Genomic DNA, 17060 nt, shown 5'->3' with positions numbered 1-17060 from the left:
ACCGTGGAAGGCTATGCGGAGCTTGGCGCCCGCTCCAACTTCTCCCTGCTGGACGGTGCCTCGCACCCGGCGGAGCTGGTGCTGGCCGCCCGGGCGCTCGGCCATGCCGGGCTCGGGATCTGCGACCGCAACAGCCTGGCCGGCGTGGTGCGCGGCCATGTGGCGGCCAGGGAGGCCGGGCTGCCCTTCCGCGTCGGCGCGCGGCTCGCGCTCGAGGATGGGTCGGAGTTCCTCGCCTGGCCGACGGACCGCGGCGGCTATGGCCGGCTGACCACCCTGCTGTCACGCGGCCGGCTGCGCGCGCCGAAAGGCGAATGCCAGATCGGGCTGGAGGAGATGCTGGCGCATGCGGCGGGCTGGTGCCTGGCGGCCATTCCGCCGCACCAGCCGGATGCGGCGTTTGCCCGCCGCTTCGCCGGGCTGGCCGAGCGGCTCTGGCCGCTTCTGGCGCTGCCGCTGTTCTGCGCCGCCGCCTGCCGGATGGATGGCCAGGACCGGGCGCGGCTGGCCTGGCTGGCCCAGCTGGCCACGGAGGCCGGCCACGGTGCCGCGCTGCTGGCCTGGAACGATGTGCGCTACCACCACCGCCGGCGCCGCCCCGTGGCCGACCTGCTCACCGCCATCCGCCTCGGCTGCCCCGTGGCGGCGCTGGGCCGGCACGCCGAGCCGAATGCCGAGCGCCGGCTCAAGCGGCCCTGCGACATGGCGCGGCTGTTCGCCGGCCATCCGGAGGCGCTGACCGGCACGCTGCGGGTGCTGGAGGCGACGGGCGGCTTCTCGCTCGACCAGCTGCGGCACGAATACCCGGACGAGATCCTCGAGCCCGGCCGCACGCCGCAGCAGACCCTGGCGGCGCGCGTGCAGGCCGCCGCCGCCGGGCGCTGGCCCGAGGGCGTGCCGGCCGACATCCAGGCCCGCATCGACCATGAGCTGCGGCTGATCGAGAGCCTGGGCTACGCGCCCTACTTCCTCACCGTGCACGAGGTGGTGCGCTTCGCACGGCAGAAAGGGATCCTCTGCCAGGGGCGCGGCTCGGCCGCCAACTCCACCTGCTGCTACGTGCTTGGCATCACCGCGGTGGACCCGGCCCGGCACGACCTGCTGTTCGAGCGCTTCGTCTCGGCCAACCGCCGCGAGCCGCCCGACATCGACGTCGATTTCGAGCATGAGCGGCGCGAGGAGGTGATCCAGCACATCTACGAGCGCTATGGCCGCGAGCGGGCGGCGATCGCCGGCACGGTGATCCGCTACCGGGTGCGCAGCGCGCTGCGCGAGGTCGGCAAGGCGATGGGCCTGTCGGAGGATGTCACCGCGAAGCTGGCCAAGGCCAGCTGGGGGCCGGGACGCGAGCAGACCCTGCCCGAGCTGGCCGCCGGCCTCGGCCTCGACCCCGCCGACCCGGCGCTCCGCTGGACGCTGCAGCTGGCCGAGGAGATCCAGGACTTCCCCCGCCATCTGGCGACCCATGTGGGCGGCTTCGTCATCAGCCGCGGGCCGCTGACCGAGCTGGCGGTGATCGGCAACGCCGCCATGCCGGGGCGGACGGTGCTGGAATGGGACAAGGACGACATCGACGCGCTCGGCCTGCTCAAGGTCGATATCCTGGCGCTCGGCATGCTCTCCCTGCTGCGCCGCGGCTTCGCGCTGCTGCGCCGGCACCACCGCAGGCAGCTTGGCTTGGCGGACCTGCCGCGCGACTGCCCGGACACCTACGCCATGCTGCGGCGGGCGGATTCCATTGGCGTGTTCCAGGTGGAGAGCCGGGCGCAGATGAACATGCTGCCCCGGCTGCGGCCGGAAAAGTTCTACGACCTCGTCATCCAGGTGGCGATCATCCGCCCCGGCCCCATCCAGGGCGACATGGTGCACCCCTATCTGCGCCGCCGCTGGGGGCTGGAGCGGCCGGTCTATCCCAGCCCCTCCCCCGCGCATGGGCATCCCGACGAGCTCAAGGATGTGCTCAAGCGGACATTGGGGGTGCCGCTGTTCCAGGAGCAGGCGATGCGGGTGGCCATGGTCGCCGCGCGCTTCACGCCGGAGGAGGCGGACCAGCTCCGCCGCGCCATGGCGACCTTCAAGCATACAAAGGGCGTGACGGAGTACCGGGAGCGGCTGGTGGGCGGCATGGTGCGGCGCGGCTACGACCCCGGCCTCGCCGAGCGGGTGTTCCAGCAGCTGGAGGGGTTCGGCTCCTACGGCTTTCCGGAGAGCCACGCGGCGTCCTTCGCGCATCTGGCCTACGCCTCAGCCTGGCTGAAGTGCCACCACCCGGCGGTGTTCGCCGCCGCCCTGCTGAACAGCCAGCCCATGGGCTTCTATGCCCCGGCGCAGATCGTCCGCGATGCCAGGGAGCATGGCGTCCAGGTCCGCCCGCTCGACGTCAACCGGAGCGGCTGGGACTGCACGCTGGAGCCGGAGCCTGGCAGCGCCGAGGGGCTGGCGCTGCGGCTGGGGCTGCGCATGGCGGCGGGCCTCGCCCGCGCGGAGGGCGAGCAGATCGTCAAGGCCCGGCGGGCCGGCAACGGCGCGCCCTTCGCCAGCGTGGAGGAGGTGGTGCGCCGCGCCGGGCTTGGCCGCAAGGCCACCGAGGCGCTGGCGGCGGCGGATGGCTTTGCGGGCATGGGCGTCCCCCGCCGGCAGGCGATCTGGGCGGCAAGGGGCGTCGAGAAGGCGGTGCCGCCGCTCCTGCTGCTGGCGGCGCAGAAAGCGGCCGCCGGCGAGCCGCCGCTGCTGCCGGAAGCAAGCCCCAGCCTGCCCGAGGAACAGGAGGGCCAGGGCGTGGTGCTGGACTACCTGGCAACCGGCCTGACGCTGGGGCGGCACCCGCTGGCGCTGCTCAGGCACCGGCTCAGGGCCCTGGGCTGCCAGGATATCCGGGAGATCGGCGCCCTGCCCTCCGGCAGAAGGATCCTGCTCGCCGGGCTGGTGCTGATGCGCCAGCGCCCGGGCACCTCGAAGGGCGTGGTGTTCGTCACCGTGGAGGATGAGCACGGCACCGCCAACCTGGTCGTCTTCGCCGATCTGGTGGCGCGGGACCGCGCGGCGCTGATCAACGCGCGGCTGCTGATGGTCCAGGGCCGGATCGAGCGCGAGACGAGGCAGGCGGAGGTGCCGGTGACGCATATCATCGCCGAGGCGCTGACCGACCGGACGGACCTGCTGCGCGGCCTGAACGCGGCGGAGGAGCAGGACTGGGGTGCCGCGGCGCTGGGGCGGGCGGATGAGGTGCGCCGGCCCGAGCCAGGATCACGCCGGCCGGTGCTGCCGGTGAAGAGCCGCGATTTCCAGTGACGCGAAGGGCGCGGGGATGCCGGCTGCCGCTTCCGGCCGAAGATTTGCGCCACCCGCTTTTCCAGGGGCGCCAGGGCTTTGCATGGCCGCCATGGAGATCATCCCGGGATGCGGATGGCTCCGCTCCACCAGCAGGTCGACCAGCGCCTGCGGCATGTCCAGGCCGCGCGCGGCGTGGGTGGACACGCCCTTCATCTCGATGCTGATCTTGACGTCGCGGCCGGTCTCGGCCGCCTTGGCGGCGATCAGGTCCAGCGCCTCGTCCAGCGTCATGGCGGCGGGGTTGGCGGCGTGCAGGCTGGCGTAGGTGGTACGGGGGATGGTGCCGGTGTCGTGGGCCACCACCAGCACGCCGTCGGCCGTCATCTGGATGTCCAGCTCGGCCCAGTCGGCGCCCCAATAATGGTCGGGATAGGGATTGGTGCCGCGGTGGCCGAAGATCTCGAAGGAGGTCATGGATCGTCTGACGGTTCAATGCCCAGGCGCCGCCCGCGGCGGCCGAACGGGCCGATGGAAGGGGACAGGGCGCGGGTTCAGGTGTGGTCCCGACCTTCGGCCTGAAGGGGGGGGCATGGCACGACCGCCGTACCGGACTGCATCAGCCGCTCGCGGATCGCGGGCGGCAGCGCGGCGTCGCAGAAGACGGCGGAGACATCCTCGATCCGCCCGCCGCGCACATGCGCCGCGCGGCTGAACTTGGAGGCGTCGAGCACCAGGAAGGACCGTCGGGAATGGCGCATCATCACCTCGCGGATGCGCACTTCCTCGCGCGAGTAGTCGAGCAACGAGCCGTCCGCATCGACACCGCCGACGCCGAAGATGGCGATGTCGACGAGATAGGCGCTGAACAGCTCCTCCCCCGCCGGGCCGCAGACGTCGAGATCCCCGGTGCGGACGGTGCCGCCTGCGATCGCCACCTCGAATTCCGGGTTCTGCGCCGCGGCCAGGGCGAGCGGCAGGTTGTTGGTGACGATCTTCAGCCCGCGATGCCTGCCCAGGCATTCCGCCACGATCTGCGGCGTGGTGCCGATGCCGAGGGAGATGCAGGCGCCATCCGGCACCTCCCGTGCCACGGCGGCGCCGATCTGCCGCTTGGCCACGCGGTTCAGCACCTCACGGTCGCGGAAGCTCATGTTGCCGCCATGGCCGGGGCAGGTGATGCCGCCATGGCGGCGCCGGGCCATGCCCTGCTCGCAGAGGCTGTTGATGTCGCGCCGGATGGTCTGGGTCGTCACCTCGAAATGCTGGGCGAGCTCGTCCACGCGCAGGAAGTCGCGCGTCTTCAGCATCTCGGCGATCATCGCCTGCCGGCTCCGGGACGGCGTGGCGGCGATGTTCAGGTGAAAATTCTGCCTGTTCATGTGTACGCTCCTAGACGGCCAGTGCTGCAACCACGTGACAGGGCAGAGAAGGTTCGATGTTGCGCCGGGCTTGCCCCGCCCGCGTGCCAAGACAATGATTTCACGCGATTATTCCGCCGCCCTGGCGCTGGCTCTGCCGCAGGCGCGGAGTCACGAAACCGCCATCAAAGCGACATTCATCCGAAGCACCCGGCGGCTATCAGCCGTTCCCATGAGCATCACCGACGGCCCCGGGGCCGCCATCCGGCTGGATGCCGTGCGCAAGCAGTTCGGCGACACGGTGGCCCTGCACAACATCGACATCACCGCCGCGCCAGGATCCCTGATCGTGCTGCTCGGCCCTTCCGGCTGCGGCAAGTCGACGCTGCTGCGCGTGCTGGCGGGGCTGGAGGCGGCGTCGTCCGGCAGCGTCCACTTCGCCGGGCGGGACGTGACCGCGTTGCCGCCGGCGGCGCGCGGCGTGTCCATGGTGTTCCAGTCCTACGCGCTGTTCCCGCATCTCGATGTGGCCGAGAATATCCTGTTCGGCCTGCGGGCGCGGAAGGTGCCGCGGGCGGAGCGCGACGCGCGGCTCACCCGCACCGCCGCCATGCTGGGGCTGGCATCGCTGCTGGAACGGCGGCCGGCGCAGCTCTCGGGCGGGCAGCAGCAGCGCGTGGCGCTGGCCCGCGCCATCGTGGCCGAGGCGCCGGTCTGCCTGATGGACGAGCCGCTCTCCAACCTCGATGCCAAGCTGCGGGCCGAGATGCGGGCCGAGATCCGCGCCCTGCAGCAGCGCCTGGGCCTGACCATGGTCTATGTCACCCACGACCAGGTGGAGGCCATGAGCATGGCCGACCAGGTCGTGCTCATGCGCGAGGGGCGCGTCGAGCAGGACGCGACGCCGGCCGAGCTTTACGCCCGCCCCGCCACGGCCTTCGCCGCCGGCTTCATCGGCACGCCGCCCATGTCGCTGCTGCGGCTGCAGGCCGCGCCGGGCGGCGCCGCCATTGCCGGCGCGCCGGAGCACCCGGTGGCGCCTGCCGAGGCCGCGGGCGCGATGCTGGGCTTGCGGCCCGAGGATGTGGCGCCCACCGACGGCCCCGGCCTGCCCGCCATTGTCAGCGGCGCCGAGTTCCTGGGCGCCGAGACGGTGCTGCGCTGCGCCATCGGCACGGCCGGCGAGACGTTGCAGGCCCGCATCCCCGGCAACCACGCGCTGCCCGCCGGCACCGCCGTGCGGCTGCGCCTGCCGCCGTTGGCGCACCTGTTCAGTTCCGCAACCGGGCAGCGCCTGCCGCTGCCGTCCCACGCGCCAACCTTCGCCTGAACCCCTGAGGGAGCCAGACCATGCTGATCACCCGTCGCGCCGCGCTCGGCGCGCTCGCCGCCTCGCCCATGCTCGCGGCCCCCGCGGTGCGGGCCCAGGCGCCCGTGCAGATCACCTTCAACTACCCGGTGGCCGTGGGCGGCCCGATCACCAAGGTGATCGACGGCTATTGCGCGGATTTCGAGCGCGCCAACCCGGGCATCCGCATCCGCCCGGTCTATACCGGCACCTACCAGGACTCGATCACCAAGGCGCTGACGGCGGCGCGCGGCGGCGATGCGCCGCAGATGGCCTGCCTGCTGTCCACCGACATGTTCACGCTGGTCGATGAGGATGTGGTCGTGTCGTGGGACGAGCTGCCCGGCGCCGAGAAGGGCTGGATGGACAGCTTCTACCCCGGCTTCATGGAGAACAGCCGCACGGGTGGCAAGACCTGGGGCATTCCGTTCCAGCGCTCCACCATCGTCATGTACTACAACAAGGATGCCTTCAAGGCGGCCGGCCTGGACCCGGAGACCCCGCCGCAGGACTGGGCGGAGCAGGTGGCCTTCGCGCAGAAGCTGACCAGGCGGCAGGGCGATTCCGTGACGCAGTGGGGCATCCAGATCCCCTCTTCCGGCTTTCCCTACTGGCTGTTCCAGGCGCTGACCACGCAGAACGACGTGCGCCTGATGAACGAGGCGGGGAACCGGACCTTCTTCGCCGACCCGAAGGTGGCCGAGGCGCTGCAGTACTGGGCAGACCTGTCCGCCCGGCACAAGGTGCAGCCTTCCGGCATCGTGGAATGGGGCACCACCCCGCGCGACTTCTTCGAGCGCAAGGTGGCGATGATGTGGACCACCACGGGCAACCTGACCAACGTCAAGGCCAACGCGCCCTTCCCCTTCGGCGTCGCCATGCTGCCGGCCGGCCGGCGCCGCGGCAGCCCGACGGGCGGCGGCAACCTCTATGTCTTCAAATCCGCCAGCCCGGCGCAGCGCGAGGCGGCGGTGAAGTTCGCCCGCTTCCTGACCGAACCGGAGCGCGCGGCGCAGTGGGGCATCGACACGGGCTATGTCGCCACCAGCCCCGCCGCGTGGGAGACGCCGAAGATGAAGGAATACGTGGCCGGCTTCCCCGCCGCCGCCGTGGCGCGCGACCAGCTGCCGCACGCGGTGGCCGAGCTGTCCACGCATGAGAACCAGCGCGTGACCAAGGCCCTGAACGACGGCCTGCAGGCCGTGCTGACCGGCCGCGCCCAGCCCGTGCCCGCCATGGCGCAGGCGCAGGCGGAGGCCGATCGCATCCTGCGCGCCTATCGCGGCTGAGGCGGCCCGGGCCCATGCGCGGACGCGCGACTCTTCACGCCTGGCTGATGCTGGGCCCGGCCATGCTGCTGCTGGTCGCCTTCACGCACTATCCCGTGGTGGCGACCCTCTGGCACTCGCTGTTCTCCACGCCACGCGGCGCGCGCCCCGCGCGCTTCGTGGGCGTGGAGAACTACGCGGCGCTGGCCGACGACCCGGTGTTCTGGCAGGCGCTGTCCAACAACCTGCTCTACGCGCTGGGCACGGTGCCGCTCTCCATCGGGCTGGCGCTGGCCATGGCGCTGTGGGTGAACGGCCGCATCGCCGGCCGCGCCGCCCTCCGCGTGGCCTACTTCACGCCGACCGTGCTGCCGATGATCGCGGTCGCCAACCTGTGGCTGTTCTTCTACACGCCGGATTACGGGCTGGTGGACCGCATCACCGGCTTCCTGTTCGGCTGGGGTCCCACCAACTGGATCGGCAGCCAGGAGACGGCGCTGGGCGCGATGATGGCCATCGCGGTCTGGAAGGAAGCCGGGTTCTTCATGATCTTCTACCTGGCCGCGCTGCAGGCCATCCCGCCCGTGCTGTACGAGGCGGCGTCGGTGGAGGGCGCGTCCCGCTTCACGGTGTTCCGCCGCGTGACGCTGCCGCTGCTCGGCCCCACCACGCTGTTCATCGCGGTGAACGCGCTCATCAACGGATTTCGGCTGGTGGACCACATCATCGTCATGACGCATGGCGGGCCGGACAATGCCACCGCCCTGCTGCTCACCTACATCTACGAGGTGGGCTTCCGCTTCTGGGACACCGCGCAGGCATCGGCGCTGACCATGGTGCTGCTGCTGATCCTGGCGCTGGTGGCCCTGGCGCAGTTCACCCTTCTCGGCCGGTGGACGCATTACCGATGAGCGCGACGACACTGACGCCGACCGCAGCGGCGCAGCCACGCCTGCGCCTCGGGCTGTGGCTGGAAACGCTGGCGGCCTGGACGCTGGCGCTGGCCTGGGCGGCGCCGCTGCTCTACGCGCTCTGGGCCGCCATCCACCCCACCGGCTACGCCACGCGCTTCGAGCTGTTCGCGCCGCTGACGCTGGACAACTTCGCCGCCGCCTGGAACGCCGCGCCCTTCCCGCGCTACATGCTGAACAGCGTTCTGCTGGTCACCTTCGTCACGGGCTGCCAGTTCGTGCTGGGCACGCTGGCGGCGTTCGTCTTCGCCCGCAGCAGCTCGCGCTGGGCCGGCATGCTGTTCGCCATCGTGCTGGTGCAGCTCATGATCATGCCGGACATGCTGATCGTCGAGAACTACCGCACCATGCGTATGCTGGGTCTGGTCGACACGGTGGTGGGCATCGGCCTGCCCTATGTCGCCTCCGCCTTCGGTATCTTCCTGCTGCGACAGACCTTCAAGCAGGTGCCGAAGGAGCTGGAGGACGCGGCGCGCATCGAGGGCTGCCGCACCTTCGGCATCCTCTGGAAGGTCTATGTGCCGCTGGCGCGCCCGACCTACCTGGCCTACGGCCTTACCTCCGTCTCCTACCACTGGAACAACTTCCTCTGGCCGCTGGTCATCACCAACACGGTGGAGACGCGGCCGCTGACCGTGGGCCTCGCCGTCTTTGCTTCCACGGACCAGGGCATCGACTGGGCCATCATCAGCGCGGCGACGCTGCTGACCTCGGCGCCACTGCTGCTCGCCTTCCTCCTGTTCCAGCGGCAGTTCGTGCAGTCCTTCATGCGGGCCGGCATCCGCTGAGCCCTCATACCTCCGGAGACGTCACTTCGATCCTCTGGGTTCGGGCCTGTTCCGGCGCCTCCCTCTTTGCCGCAATGGGCGCGCTATCCATGCAGGCGCGGCTCCAGCCGGGGCGATGCGCGTGGCGCAGGCGTCGCGGCAACTCCTGGTGCAGCCCTATCGTCTGTCCAGGTTCTGAAAGGCGCCGCAAGGCGGCCGGCGCGATCCTCCCTGTGGTGGTACATGCCACCTGACCGCCGGCAATGGGCGCATCCCGAGCCTCCGGCGGGAAGGGCTGCTGTGGAGGGAGCCTCGCCTTCCCGCGCATGACGCTCCAGCCTCCCCCATCCCCCCTGGCCGGGCCGGGGGAATTGCCGCACCAGCGGGAAGCACCGGCTGCGGCAATCGTGCTCCCGGATTCCGGCCCGAGAGTGGAACGCCCTACCGGTGGCTTCCCCCGCCGCCCATCAGGTTTCCGAGCAGCCCGCCCAGGCCTCCCTGGCCCAGCTCCTCCTCGCGCTGGGGAAGGTTGCCCTGGGGGGTGGCCCGATCGACCATGTGCGGCAGGATGTTGCTCAGTTCGGCGAGGATGGCGGCGCGATCCGTGCCGGCGTGCTGCGCCGCCTCGTCCAGCTCCCGGGGGTCGAAGCTGCCCTCGAGGTCCTGCGGCGAGACCGGCTGGTTCGTGTCGCGCGACACCCAGGAGTCCACCTGCCGGTCGAGGCCCTGGCTCCGCAGGCTCCCGAGCAGGCCACCCAGCCCGTCCAGCAGGCCGCCGAGCCCGCCGCCCGCGCCATGGCCGGCCATCCCGCCCAGCCCGCCGCCGGTGCCACCTGTCGCTGGCGCGCCTCCGCCGAGAAGCCCGCCCAGGATTCCGCCAAGGCCACCGCCGCCAGCCATCGGGGCGCCTCCGCTCCCGAGCAACCCGCCGAGCAGACCGCCCAGCCCGCCGCCCATCGGAGCAGCGTGGCTGCCGCCGTGCAGGCCGCCGGCCTGTGCTCCCCCGCCCTGGGCGTGCCTGAGCAACTGCTGGATGAGCAGCGCCATCGCGGCGGCCTTGACCCCGCCGCCGAGGCCACCGGTGGAACCGCCGCCGGATTGCCCGGGGAATAAACCGCTCATGATGACCGCTCCTTGCATGCTCTGCGGAGCACAACGCCGTAGCCGAGAGACCCGTTGCCGGAGCCGCCCTGCCGGACCGGCGCCCGGGGGCGATACTGCGCGGATATCCCGGTACGATATACAGGCTCCGGTACTGGATGCCGGCCCGCTCCATGACCTATCCACACATCCTGCGGGTGCCGCTGCACCTCTGGCGCGCCCCGCAGCGCTTTGCGGCCTGGGTGGCGCCCGCCCTGGTGGCGGAATGGACGATGCCGAGGGATAGCCGGAGATCCTGTGATGGATCAGGCCATCACGACGCGGCCTGCGCTGTGGGACCGCTTCTGCGGCACGCACCGCCAAGAGCGGTGGATCAGGTTTCCAGCCGCCCGGAAAACCCCTGTCCGGATCAGTCAGGTCGGATCATGCTCCAGCCCCAGCAATGGAGACCATGCCGCGTGACACCCTTCGATCCTGCCTTGCTGCCCGCCGGCATCCGCAGCCGCATCCTGCCCGGGGTCAATGGGCTCTCCGTACATGTGCTGGAAGCCGGAAAGGCTGGGCAGCCCGCCGTGCTGCTGCTGCACGGCTTTCCCGAGCTCGCCTTCTCATGGCGCAAGGTGATGCCGGCCCTGGCTGATGCCGGCTTTCACGTCATCGCTCCGGACCTCCGGGGATATGGCCGCACCACGGGCTGGAACGCAGGCTACGATGAGCCGCTGACGCCTTTCCTGATGCTGAACATGGTGCGCGACCAACTGGCTTTGGTCCAGGCGCTGGGGCTGAAGGAGGTCCATGCGCTGGTCGGCCACGACTATGGTTCCCCGGTCGCGGCCTGGTCCGCGCTGATTCGTCCGGACGTCTTCCGGCGCCTGGCACTCATGAGCGCGCCCTTCGCCGGTCCCCCACGCTTCGGGGCACCCTCAGGGCAAGACATCAGCGCTGACCTGGCCCGGCTGGAAGTGCCGCGCAAGCACTACCAGTGGTATTATTCTGAGCGTCGCGCAGCGGGAGATATGGATCACCCGCGGCAGGGGCTACAGGCTTTCCTGCGCGCCTACTATCACCACAAGAGTGCGGACTGGCCCGGCAACAAACCCTTCCCGCTGGCCGGCTGGACGGCGGAGGCGTTGGCGGAGCTGCCGGACTACTACGTCATGCCCTTGCATGCGACAATGCCTGAGGCAGTGGCTCCGCACATGCCGGCCACCGGGGCGCCCTGGCTCACAGATGCCGAACTGGCCGTTTATGTCGCCGAGTATTCCCGCACGGGCTTCGCCGGTGGGCTGCAATCCTATCGCTGCGGCACGAGCGGTGCGAACGCCGCCGATCTTACCCTGTTCAGCGGCCGGCGGATCGAGGTGCCAACCATCTTCATAGCTGGCGCCAGCGACTGGGGCATCCACCAGACCCCCCTTGCCCTGCCCCGTATGCAAGAGGACGCGTGCGCTGATTTTCGTAGCCTGCACCTGATTCCCGGCGCGGGTCATTGGGTGCAGCAGGAGCAGCCGGATGCCGTGGCGAAGCTGCTGGCAGACCTGGCGGCCATCGCGGCGGATGTGTGAGCGTTGGCTCAGCTTCGGCCATCACGCGGCATGGCAGATGGCGCAAGCCCAGGCGTGCTGGAGCGGGGCTGGCTCGGCGCCCGGAGGCGATCCCCCGGGCGACAGGCTCAGCGGCTTGGCGTGATCCTCCACACCGTGTTCGAGAGATCGTCGGCAACGATCAGGGCGCCGCGCGGGTCCACCGAGACCCCCACCGGGCGGCCACGCGCCTGGCCCTCGCCGTTCAGGAAGCCGGACACGAAGTCGACCGGGGCACCTGCCGGCTGTCCATCACGGAAGGGTACGAAAACAACCCTGTAGCCGGTGGGCACATTGCGGTTCCAGCTGCCATGCTCGCCGACGAAGACTCCGTCCGCGAAGGCCTCGCCCATGGCGGGGTTCGAGAAGGCGACGCCCAGCGCGGCCACATGTGCGCCCAGGCTGTAATCGGGGCGGATCGCCGCGGCGACCTTTTCCGGGTCCTGCGGCTGCACCCGCATATCGACGTTCTGCCCCCAGTAGCTGTAGGGCCAGCCATAGAAGCCGCCCTCGCGGACCGAGGTCAGGTAGTCCGGCACGAGGTCGGGGCCGATCTCGTCGCGTTCGTTCACCACCGCCCAGAGCTGGCCCGTGCCCGGCTGAATCGTGAGCGCCGTGGGGTTGCGGAGGCCGGTGGCGTAAGGTCTGTGCGCGCCCGTCTGCGCATCGATCTGCCACACCATCGCCCGCCCGACCTCGGCTTCCATGCCGCGCTCGGTGATGTTGCTGTTGGAGCCGATGCCGACATAGAGGAAGCGGCCATCGGCGCTGGCGGTCATCGCCTTCGTCCAGTGGTGGTTGATTGCCGAGGGCAGATCCGCGACATGCACCGGTGGCCCGCTCGCCTCGGTCTGGCCGTCGCGGTAGCTGAAGCGCACCAGCGCATCCTGGTTGGCGACGTAGAGGGAGCCATTGACCAGGGCGAGGCCATAAGGCCCGTTCAGATTTTCCGCGAAGATGCCCCGGCTCTCGTAGGTGCCGTCGCCATCGGCGTCGCGTAGCAGCGTCAGCCGGTTGCCGCCTGGCACCGACGTCTTGCCCCAGCCCTTGATAATGTTTGCGATGAAGGCCTTAGGGTTGAGCCGAGGCGCGCCCTGGCCACCGGTTCCCTCCGTGACCAGGATATCGCCATTGGGCAGGATGAGGGTCTGGCGCGGGATCCTGAGATCCGTGGCGATGGCCTGGATCGTGTAGCCCTGTGGCACGGCCGGGCGGTCATCGCCCCAGGAGGTCGGCCGGGGGATCGTCATGTCGGGCAGCAGGCCGCGATTCGGTTCCGGAAGTTCCGGATTGGGGCCGCGCTGCTGCGGACCAGAGTTGCCCTCGCCATCGCAGGCGGAGAGGGCCAGTGCCGCAACACCCATCAGCAAGATCGCGCGCATCACACTGCCTCCCGGGACTGGTAGCCGGAATAGCCCATCCAGGCCGCAACAAGCGCGAGGATCGTCGCGATGGCGGAAAGGTAGAGCGCCTCCGGCATGATCGCGAAGGCGTCCTTCGCGTGAACGAGCGCGTTGATGAAGCCCAGCACCCACATCGCCAGCAGCACGATGAAATAGATGGCCGCCCGCCTCCTGCGTCCGGCGCCGCTCCGTATCAGGTCCACCAGCGCCCAGAGCAGAGCAAAGCCGCCGACGAGAAGGCCTCCCGCGATGAGCCAGGAGGAGAAATTGGCCCACTGGATCTGGAAGCTTGCCCGATAGGCGAAGTCGCTGAGCAGCGCGCCGAGAAACAGGGGAAGCGGAAAGGCAAGCAGGATCGCATGCAGCGGGTGAAGCGGCCTCGGGGATCTTGGGCTGGTTATGGCAACCACGGCGGAGCCTCCTCTTATCCGGCCGGGCCCGGTGAAGCGGCCATGGCCTGACCTGCCTCTTTCGGAGGCGGCGGTAGGACAACGGGGCAGCGAAGGATGGGTTTCGGCGCCGCAGTCTGGCTCCCCGTTCGAAGCGGCCGCCATTCCGGCGAACCGTGCAGATCCTGCCAGGATGGAGTTGGACTTGCTCCCGTCTGATGGAGGAGCGTTGGATCAACCTGGCGTCCATCTTCTCGAACTGAGCCAAGCCTGCGAAGTCGAGCGCGGCATGGCGCCTGACAGGCTGTAGAGGCCATCGATGTGGCGGCCGACGGCCTGCCGGCATCCTGACGTGTTTCAGACATGGTGCGCCAGACGAGTTCCGACTCCGCCCGCTCGTCTGGACCAGGCGGATTGCCTCGTCTCAGATTTCTTCGTGAACCGTCTCTGCTGCGTCATGGGGTTCCTCTTGCCTCATCAGGAACCCTCCCCTCCACCTTTCCGAAGCAAGCCCAGGCGGCGCTTTACAAGCCAATGTGGAGTGACGGTGTTTTTGAGCACCCCGCTAATCGGACTGCACTGTCTCGACAGGCCGCGAGCGAAGCCCGGAGGGTGTGCTTTCCGCCCACATCAGCAGTGCATCAAGCGCCGGGCATAGCGCCTGTCCCCACTCGGTCAGGTGGTACTCCACCTTCGGGGGCACCTGATGATGGACGATGCGTGCGACAACACCGTCGCCCTCCAACTGACGCAGCTGCTGGATCAGCATTTTCTGCGACACGCCGGGAATGGCCCGCTCAAGATCGGAGAAGCGTCGCACCTGTCCGCCGAAGAGCTGAAACAGGATCACGAGCTTCCAGCGCCCCTCGAGTACCCTGATCACGTTCTGCACGCCCTGCGCAGCCGTTTCGGCCGTGTATTCCACACGCTTACTTCGGGGTAAGTCCCTTACTTTTTCGTCCGTTCTTGCCATTCGGGCAGCTTAGAAACAGCTTCAGGCCAGGGCAACACATCTCCGGAGTCATGCCATGACCAACGAACTGCCGGCACCCATTGCAGCCTATGTCGCGGCCAACGCCCGGCTCGACGCAGACGGCATGGCGGCGCCATTCGCCCGGGACGCGGTGGTGCGCGACGATGGCGGGCACCATACGGGCCGAGACGAGATCAGGACCTGGATCCAGTCGGCGACGATCGCCAGCCGCGCCGTCTTCACGCCGGAGACATGGCTCGAACGCGATGGCCGCATCCTCGTGGAGGGCCTGACCGCAGGGGATTTTCCCGGCAGCCCGATCCGCTTCACCCTCAGCTTCCTGCTCCGGCACGATGCGATTGCCGGGCTGGAGATCGCCTGATGCCGCCCCACAGCCATCCTGCCGAGTTCGAGGGACGCCGCGTCCTCATCACCGCGGGCAGCAAGGGCACCGGCCGGGCGACCGTCCAGCGCTTCCTGGATGCGGGGGCCCGCGTGATGACGGCGGCGAGACGCCGGCCCGAGGATCTCACGGGCGCCGACTTCGTCGAAGCCGACCTCACAAGCCCGGACGGAGCGCATGCGCTCGCGGAAGCAGCCATAGAGCGCCTCGGCGGCGTCGACGTGCTGGTGCACGTTCTCGGCGGCTCCCGGGCACCAGGCGGGGGCTTCGCGGCCCTGACCGAGGAGCATTGGCGCGCCGAGCTCGACCTGAACCTGATGCCGGCGGTGCGGCTCGACCGGCTGCTCCTGCCGCAGATGGCCGCGCGCGGCTCGGGCGCGGTGATCCACGTCGCCTCCATCCAGCGCCGGCTGCCATTGCACGATTCCACGACCGCCTATGCCGCCGCGAAGGCCGCCCTGACGACCTACAGCAAGGCTCTCTCGAAAGAGGTCGGGCCGAAGGGGGTGCGGGTCAACGTCGTCTCGCCCGGCTGGATCTATACGGAAGCGGCGGATGCGCTGGTGCAGCGGCTCGCGGCCAGCAGCGGAGGAACGCCGGACGCCGCGCGTCAGGGCATCCTGGAGGCGCTTGGCGGCATCCCTCTCGGCCGCCCCGCAAGGCCCGAGGAGGTGGCGGAGCTGATCGCCTTCCTCGCCTCCGACCGGGCCTCGGCCATTCACGGTGCGGACTACGTCATCGACGGCGGAACCATCCCGACGGTGTAGCCCCGCCCGCCGCACGAGGGCGGCGCCCCGGGCCTGGCCCAGCAGGGCGCAACCGGCCGTGGGGCCCTGGACGCGCGCCCTCCCGAAGAGCGCGAGACCCGGGCCGGTCGCCGGGCATGGCCAACCGCGGCCCTCGATGACGAACACGCGGCCTGACGACGCTATCGAACCGCCCGGGAGTTGTCTCGATGGACAGGGCCAGCGGCCCCGGGGTGGATGCCCCGGATGCTTCCATTGGAACCGCCGCGATGCCCGGGGCCCCGGCGTGCCAGGAACAGCTACGCGCCGTGCTCCTGCCGGATCATCCCGGCAGCCCGCTCGCCGATGATGGCGCAAGGCGCCTGGGTGTTCCCGGTCGTGACGCGCGGCATGATCGAGGCGTCCGCCACCCGGAGCCCGTCCACGCCATAGGCCTTGAGCGTGGCGTCGACGACCGACATCTTGTCCCGTCCCATCCTGGCTGTGCAGCTCTGGTGCCAGTAGGTGACGGCGGCGTCGCGGATGTAGAGGTCGAGCGCGTCGCCCTTCAGAGGGCCGGGCATGGCCTCGCCTCGCACGAAAGGCCGGAAGGCCGGCGCGTTGCCCAGAGCGCGGCAGAGCTCGACGCAGGCCCTCGCGGTCGTCATGTCCGCCGGATCGGACAGGAAGCCCGCCTCAATGGCGAGAGGCGCCAGGGGATCCGCGCTCCGCAGGCGGAGAAGGATTTCCACGCCGGTCGCCCGGCGCCCGTCGAACACGACGCGATGCACGAGGGCGCCCGTCAGCACGGTCAGGTTCGGGCGGTCGAGCCAGGGCCGGAGATAGGCGCGGTACAGCGAATGGCGGCGTGCGGGGTCAGCCTCGGCGAAGAGGACATGGTGGCGGAGGCCTGGGCTGTCGCACTGCGGCCCTGATGCGGCGCCTGATGCCGGCTGATGGCGCATCGCCCGGCCATGCGCCCTTCCTGGCCGGATGCGAGAGCGTCCCGCAATCCACGCGCGAGTGGCGTTGCTTCTTCGGATTGCCGCCGGTGCAGGAGACGGCATCGGCCCGATGCCGCGCGTGAGAGTCCGCCTGGCGGCTGTTCACGAGTCGCGTAACCTCGGATAGCGAGCCTGAGGCAGGCGGGCTCCCGGCCTGTCCGCTTTCCGGAACCTCGCTGAGCCGTCTCAGCGACCGAAACGGGCGCATGGCCGCCAGCCGCGGCAAGCCTTGGCCAGCAGCCTGACGAGCACACTGTGCCCAGCGTACCGGCCTGGCTCTATGGACGGCTCAGTGTTGGCCAGGAAGCTTGCTCCTGCCAAACAGCCGCTCAAGCGCACGGCGCTGGATGCCGTAGCATTCGCAACCCGCGCCTTCGAGGCCCGGCCGGTCCGTCACCTCCATGCGGCCGCGCTCGTAGCGGATGAACTGCGCCTTCTGCAGCATGCGGGCCGCCACGGTCACGCCGGCCCGCCGCACCCCCAGCATCAGCGAC

The 17060-nt window shown here is 70.1% G+C and carries 15 protein-coding genes and 1 pseudogene; 8 read left to right on the top strand and 8 right to left on the bottom strand.

The window, feature by feature from the left end; translation table 11 throughout:
- The first annotated feature begins 3 nt into the window (after positions 1-3).
- On the top strand, positions 4-3291 hold the full coding sequence (locus tag ACFOY6_RS17010) for an error-prone DNA polymerase (protein WP_379651725.1): 3288 nt from the start codon (positions 4-6) through the stop codon (positions 3289-3291).
- Here the strand turns inward: ACFOY6_RS17010 and ACFOY6_RS17005 are convergent.
- Together ACFOY6_RS17005 and ACFOY6_RS17000 are read right to left on the bottom strand one after the other, a co-directional pair.
- Positions 3247-3747: a glycerophosphodiester phosphodiesterase family protein gene (locus tag ACFOY6_RS17005; RefSeq protein WP_379637462.1), complete on the bottom strand. Its 501-nt coding sequence runs from the start codon at positions 3745-3747 to the stop codon at positions 3247-3249. The genes ACFOY6_RS17010 and ACFOY6_RS17005 overlap by 45 nt on opposite strands.
- 77 nt (positions 3748-3824) lie before the next feature.
- Positions 3825-4652, bottom strand: coding sequence for a DeoR/GlpR family DNA-binding transcription regulator (locus ACFOY6_RS17000; protein ID WP_379651724.1), 828 nt, complete (start codon positions 4650-4652; stop codon positions 3825-3827).
- Positions 4653-4863: 211 nt separating this feature from the next.
- Between ACFOY6_RS17000 and ACFOY6_RS16995 the strand changes: the two genes are divergently transcribed.
- From ACFOY6_RS16995 to ACFOY6_RS16980, 4 genes are read left to right on the top strand one after another with little or no spacing between them, the layout of a single operon-like run.
- On the top strand, positions 4864-5961 hold the full coding sequence (locus ACFOY6_RS16995; protein ID WP_379637466.1) for an ABC transporter ATP-binding protein: 1098 nt from the start codon (positions 4864-4866) through the stop codon (positions 5959-5961).
- A 20-nt stretch (positions 5962-5981) separates the two neighbouring features.
- Positions 5982-7268 carry an ABC transporter substrate-binding protein gene (locus tag ACFOY6_RS16990; RefSeq protein ID WP_379651723.1) on the top strand — a complete coding sequence of 429 codons (1287 nt, stop codon included), beginning with the start codon at positions 5982-5984 and terminating at the stop codon, positions 7266-7268.
- A gap of 14 nt (positions 7269-7282) precedes the next feature.
- Positions 7283-8158 (top strand): carbohydrate ABC transporter permease, encoded by an 876-nt coding sequence (locus ACFOY6_RS16985; protein WP_379637470.1) that lies wholly within the window; start codon positions 7283-7285, stop codon positions 8156-8158.
- Positions 8155-9006 carry a carbohydrate ABC transporter permease gene (locus tag ACFOY6_RS16980; RefSeq protein ID WP_379651722.1) on the top strand — a complete coding sequence of 284 codons (852 nt, stop codon included), beginning with the start codon at positions 8155-8157 and terminating at the stop codon, positions 9004-9006. Before ACFOY6_RS16985 ends, ACFOY6_RS16980 begins: the two co-directional genes overlap by 4 nt.
- Positions 9007-9426: 420 nt before the next feature.
- Here ACFOY6_RS16980 and ACFOY6_RS16975 read toward each other — a convergent pair whose 3' ends face one another.
- Complete coding sequence (locus ACFOY6_RS16975; RefSeq protein WP_379651721.1) at positions 9427-10107, bottom strand: YidB family protein; 681 nt, start codon at positions 10105-10107, stop codon at positions 9427-9429.
- Between the two features lie 437 nt (positions 10108-10544).
- Here ACFOY6_RS16975 and ACFOY6_RS16970 point away from each other — a divergent pair, with 437 nt between their 5' ends.
- A complete protein-coding gene (locus ACFOY6_RS16970; RefSeq protein WP_379651720.1) occupies positions 10545-11651 on the top strand; it encodes an alpha/beta hydrolase in 1107 nt (368 codons plus the stop codon).
- A 107-nt stretch (positions 11652-11758) separates the two neighbouring features.
- Here the strand turns inward: ACFOY6_RS16970 and ACFOY6_RS16965 are convergent, their stop codons facing one another.
- The 3 genes from ACFOY6_RS16965 to ACFOY6_RS16955 form a co-directional block, all read right to left on the bottom strand.
- The gene (locus ACFOY6_RS16965; protein ID WP_109518727.1) at positions 11759-13051 is read right to left on the bottom strand and encodes a PQQ-dependent sugar dehydrogenase; all 1293 of its coding nucleotides are present in this window, start codon (positions 13049-13051) and stop codon (positions 11759-11761) included.
- The gene (locus tag ACFOY6_RS16960; protein WP_109518726.1) at positions 13051-13482 is read right to left on the bottom strand and encodes a DUF2231 domain-containing protein; all 432 of its coding nucleotides are present in this window, start codon (positions 13480-13482) and stop codon (positions 13051-13053) included. The genes ACFOY6_RS16965 and ACFOY6_RS16960 overlap by 1 nt, the downstream gene beginning before the upstream one ends.
- Positions 13483-14026: 544 nt before the next feature.
- On the bottom strand, positions 14027-14386 hold the full coding sequence (locus ACFOY6_RS16955) for a winged helix-turn-helix transcriptional regulator (protein ID WP_379651719.1): 360 nt from the start codon (positions 14384-14386) through the stop codon (positions 14027-14029).
- A 103-nt stretch (positions 14387-14489) separates the two neighbouring features.
- On the opposite strand from ACFOY6_RS16955, the gene ACFOY6_RS16950 reads away from it, so the two are divergent.
- The gene (locus ACFOY6_RS16950) at positions 14490-14816 is read left to right on the top strand and encodes a nuclear transport factor 2 family protein (protein ID WP_379637486.1); all 327 of its coding nucleotides are present in this window, start codon (positions 14490-14492) and stop codon (positions 14814-14816) included.
- On the top strand, positions 14816-15604 hold the full coding sequence (locus ACFOY6_RS16945) for an SDR family oxidoreductase (protein ID WP_379651718.1): 789 nt from the start codon (positions 14816-14818) through the stop codon (positions 15602-15604). Before ACFOY6_RS16950 ends, ACFOY6_RS16945 begins: the two co-directional genes overlap by 1 nt.
- Before the next feature lie 278 nt (positions 15605-15882).
- On the opposite strand, the gene ACFOY6_RS16940 is transcribed toward ACFOY6_RS16945, so the two are convergent.
- Positions 15883-16527 (bottom strand): GMC oxidoreductase, encoded by a 645-nt coding sequence (locus ACFOY6_RS16940; RefSeq protein ID WP_379637488.1) that lies wholly within the window; start codon positions 16525-16527, stop codon positions 15883-15885.
- A 328-nt stretch (positions 16528-16855) separates the two neighbouring features.
- Positions 16856-17060: pseudogene (locus ACFOY6_RS16935) on the bottom strand (Crp/Fnr family transcriptional regulator); the annotation flags it as partial.

The organism is Teichococcus aestuarii, assembly GCF_042651065.1.
Lineage (GTDB): Bacteria > Pseudomonadota > Alphaproteobacteria > Acetobacterales > Acetobacteraceae > Pseudoroseomonas > Pseudoroseomonas aestuarii.
The sequence above is the reverse complement of the archived record's forward strand: the minus strand, read 5'-3'. Positions and strand labels throughout refer to the sequence as shown.

What these genes read in the sequence shown, in the direction of transcription:
- ACFOY6_RS16940 (WP_379637488.1), bottom strand. Translation starts at nt 16,527, where the DNA reads ATGCGCCATCAGCCGGCATCAGGCGCCGCATCAGGGCCGCAGTGCGAC.
- ACFOY6_RS17000 (WP_379651724.1), bottom strand. Translation starts at nt 4,652, where the DNA reads ATGAACAGGCAGAATTTTCACCTGAACATCGCCGCCACGCCGTCCCGG.
- ACFOY6_RS16985 (WP_379637470.1), top strand. Translation starts at nt 7,283, where the DNA reads ATGCGCGGACGCGCGACTCTTCACGCCTGGCTGATGCTGGGCCCGGCC.
- ACFOY6_RS16995 (WP_379637466.1), top strand. Translation starts at nt 4,864, where the DNA reads ATGAGCATCACCGACGGCCCCGGGGCCGCCATCCGGCTGGATGCCGTG.
- ACFOY6_RS17005 (WP_379637462.1), bottom strand. Translation starts at nt 3,747, where the DNA reads ATGACCTCCTTCGAGATCTTCGGCCACCGCGGCACCAATCCCTATCCC.
- ACFOY6_RS16980 (WP_379651722.1), top strand. Translation starts at nt 8,155, where the DNA reads ATGAGCGCGACGACACTGACGCCGACCGCAGCGGCGCAGCCACGCCTG.
- ACFOY6_RS16975 (WP_379651721.1), bottom strand. Translation starts at nt 10,107, where the DNA reads ATGAGCGGTTTATTCCCCGGGCAATCCGGCGGCGGTTCCACCGGTGGC.
- ACFOY6_RS16965 (WP_109518727.1), bottom strand. Translation starts at nt 13,051, where the DNA reads ATGCGCGCGATCTTGCTGATGGGTGTTGCGGCACTGGCCCTCTCCGCC.
- ACFOY6_RS16945 (WP_379651718.1), top strand. Translation starts at nt 14,816, where the DNA reads ATGCCGCCCCACAGCCATCCTGCCGAGTTCGAGGGACGCCGCGTCCTC.
- ACFOY6_RS16950 (WP_379637486.1), top strand. Translation starts at nt 14,490, where the DNA reads ATGACCAACGAACTGCCGGCACCCATTGCAGCCTATGTCGCGGCCAAC.
- ACFOY6_RS16990 (WP_379651723.1), top strand. Translation starts at nt 5,982, where the DNA reads ATGCTGATCACCCGTCGCGCCGCGCTCGGCGCGCTCGCCGCCTCGCCC.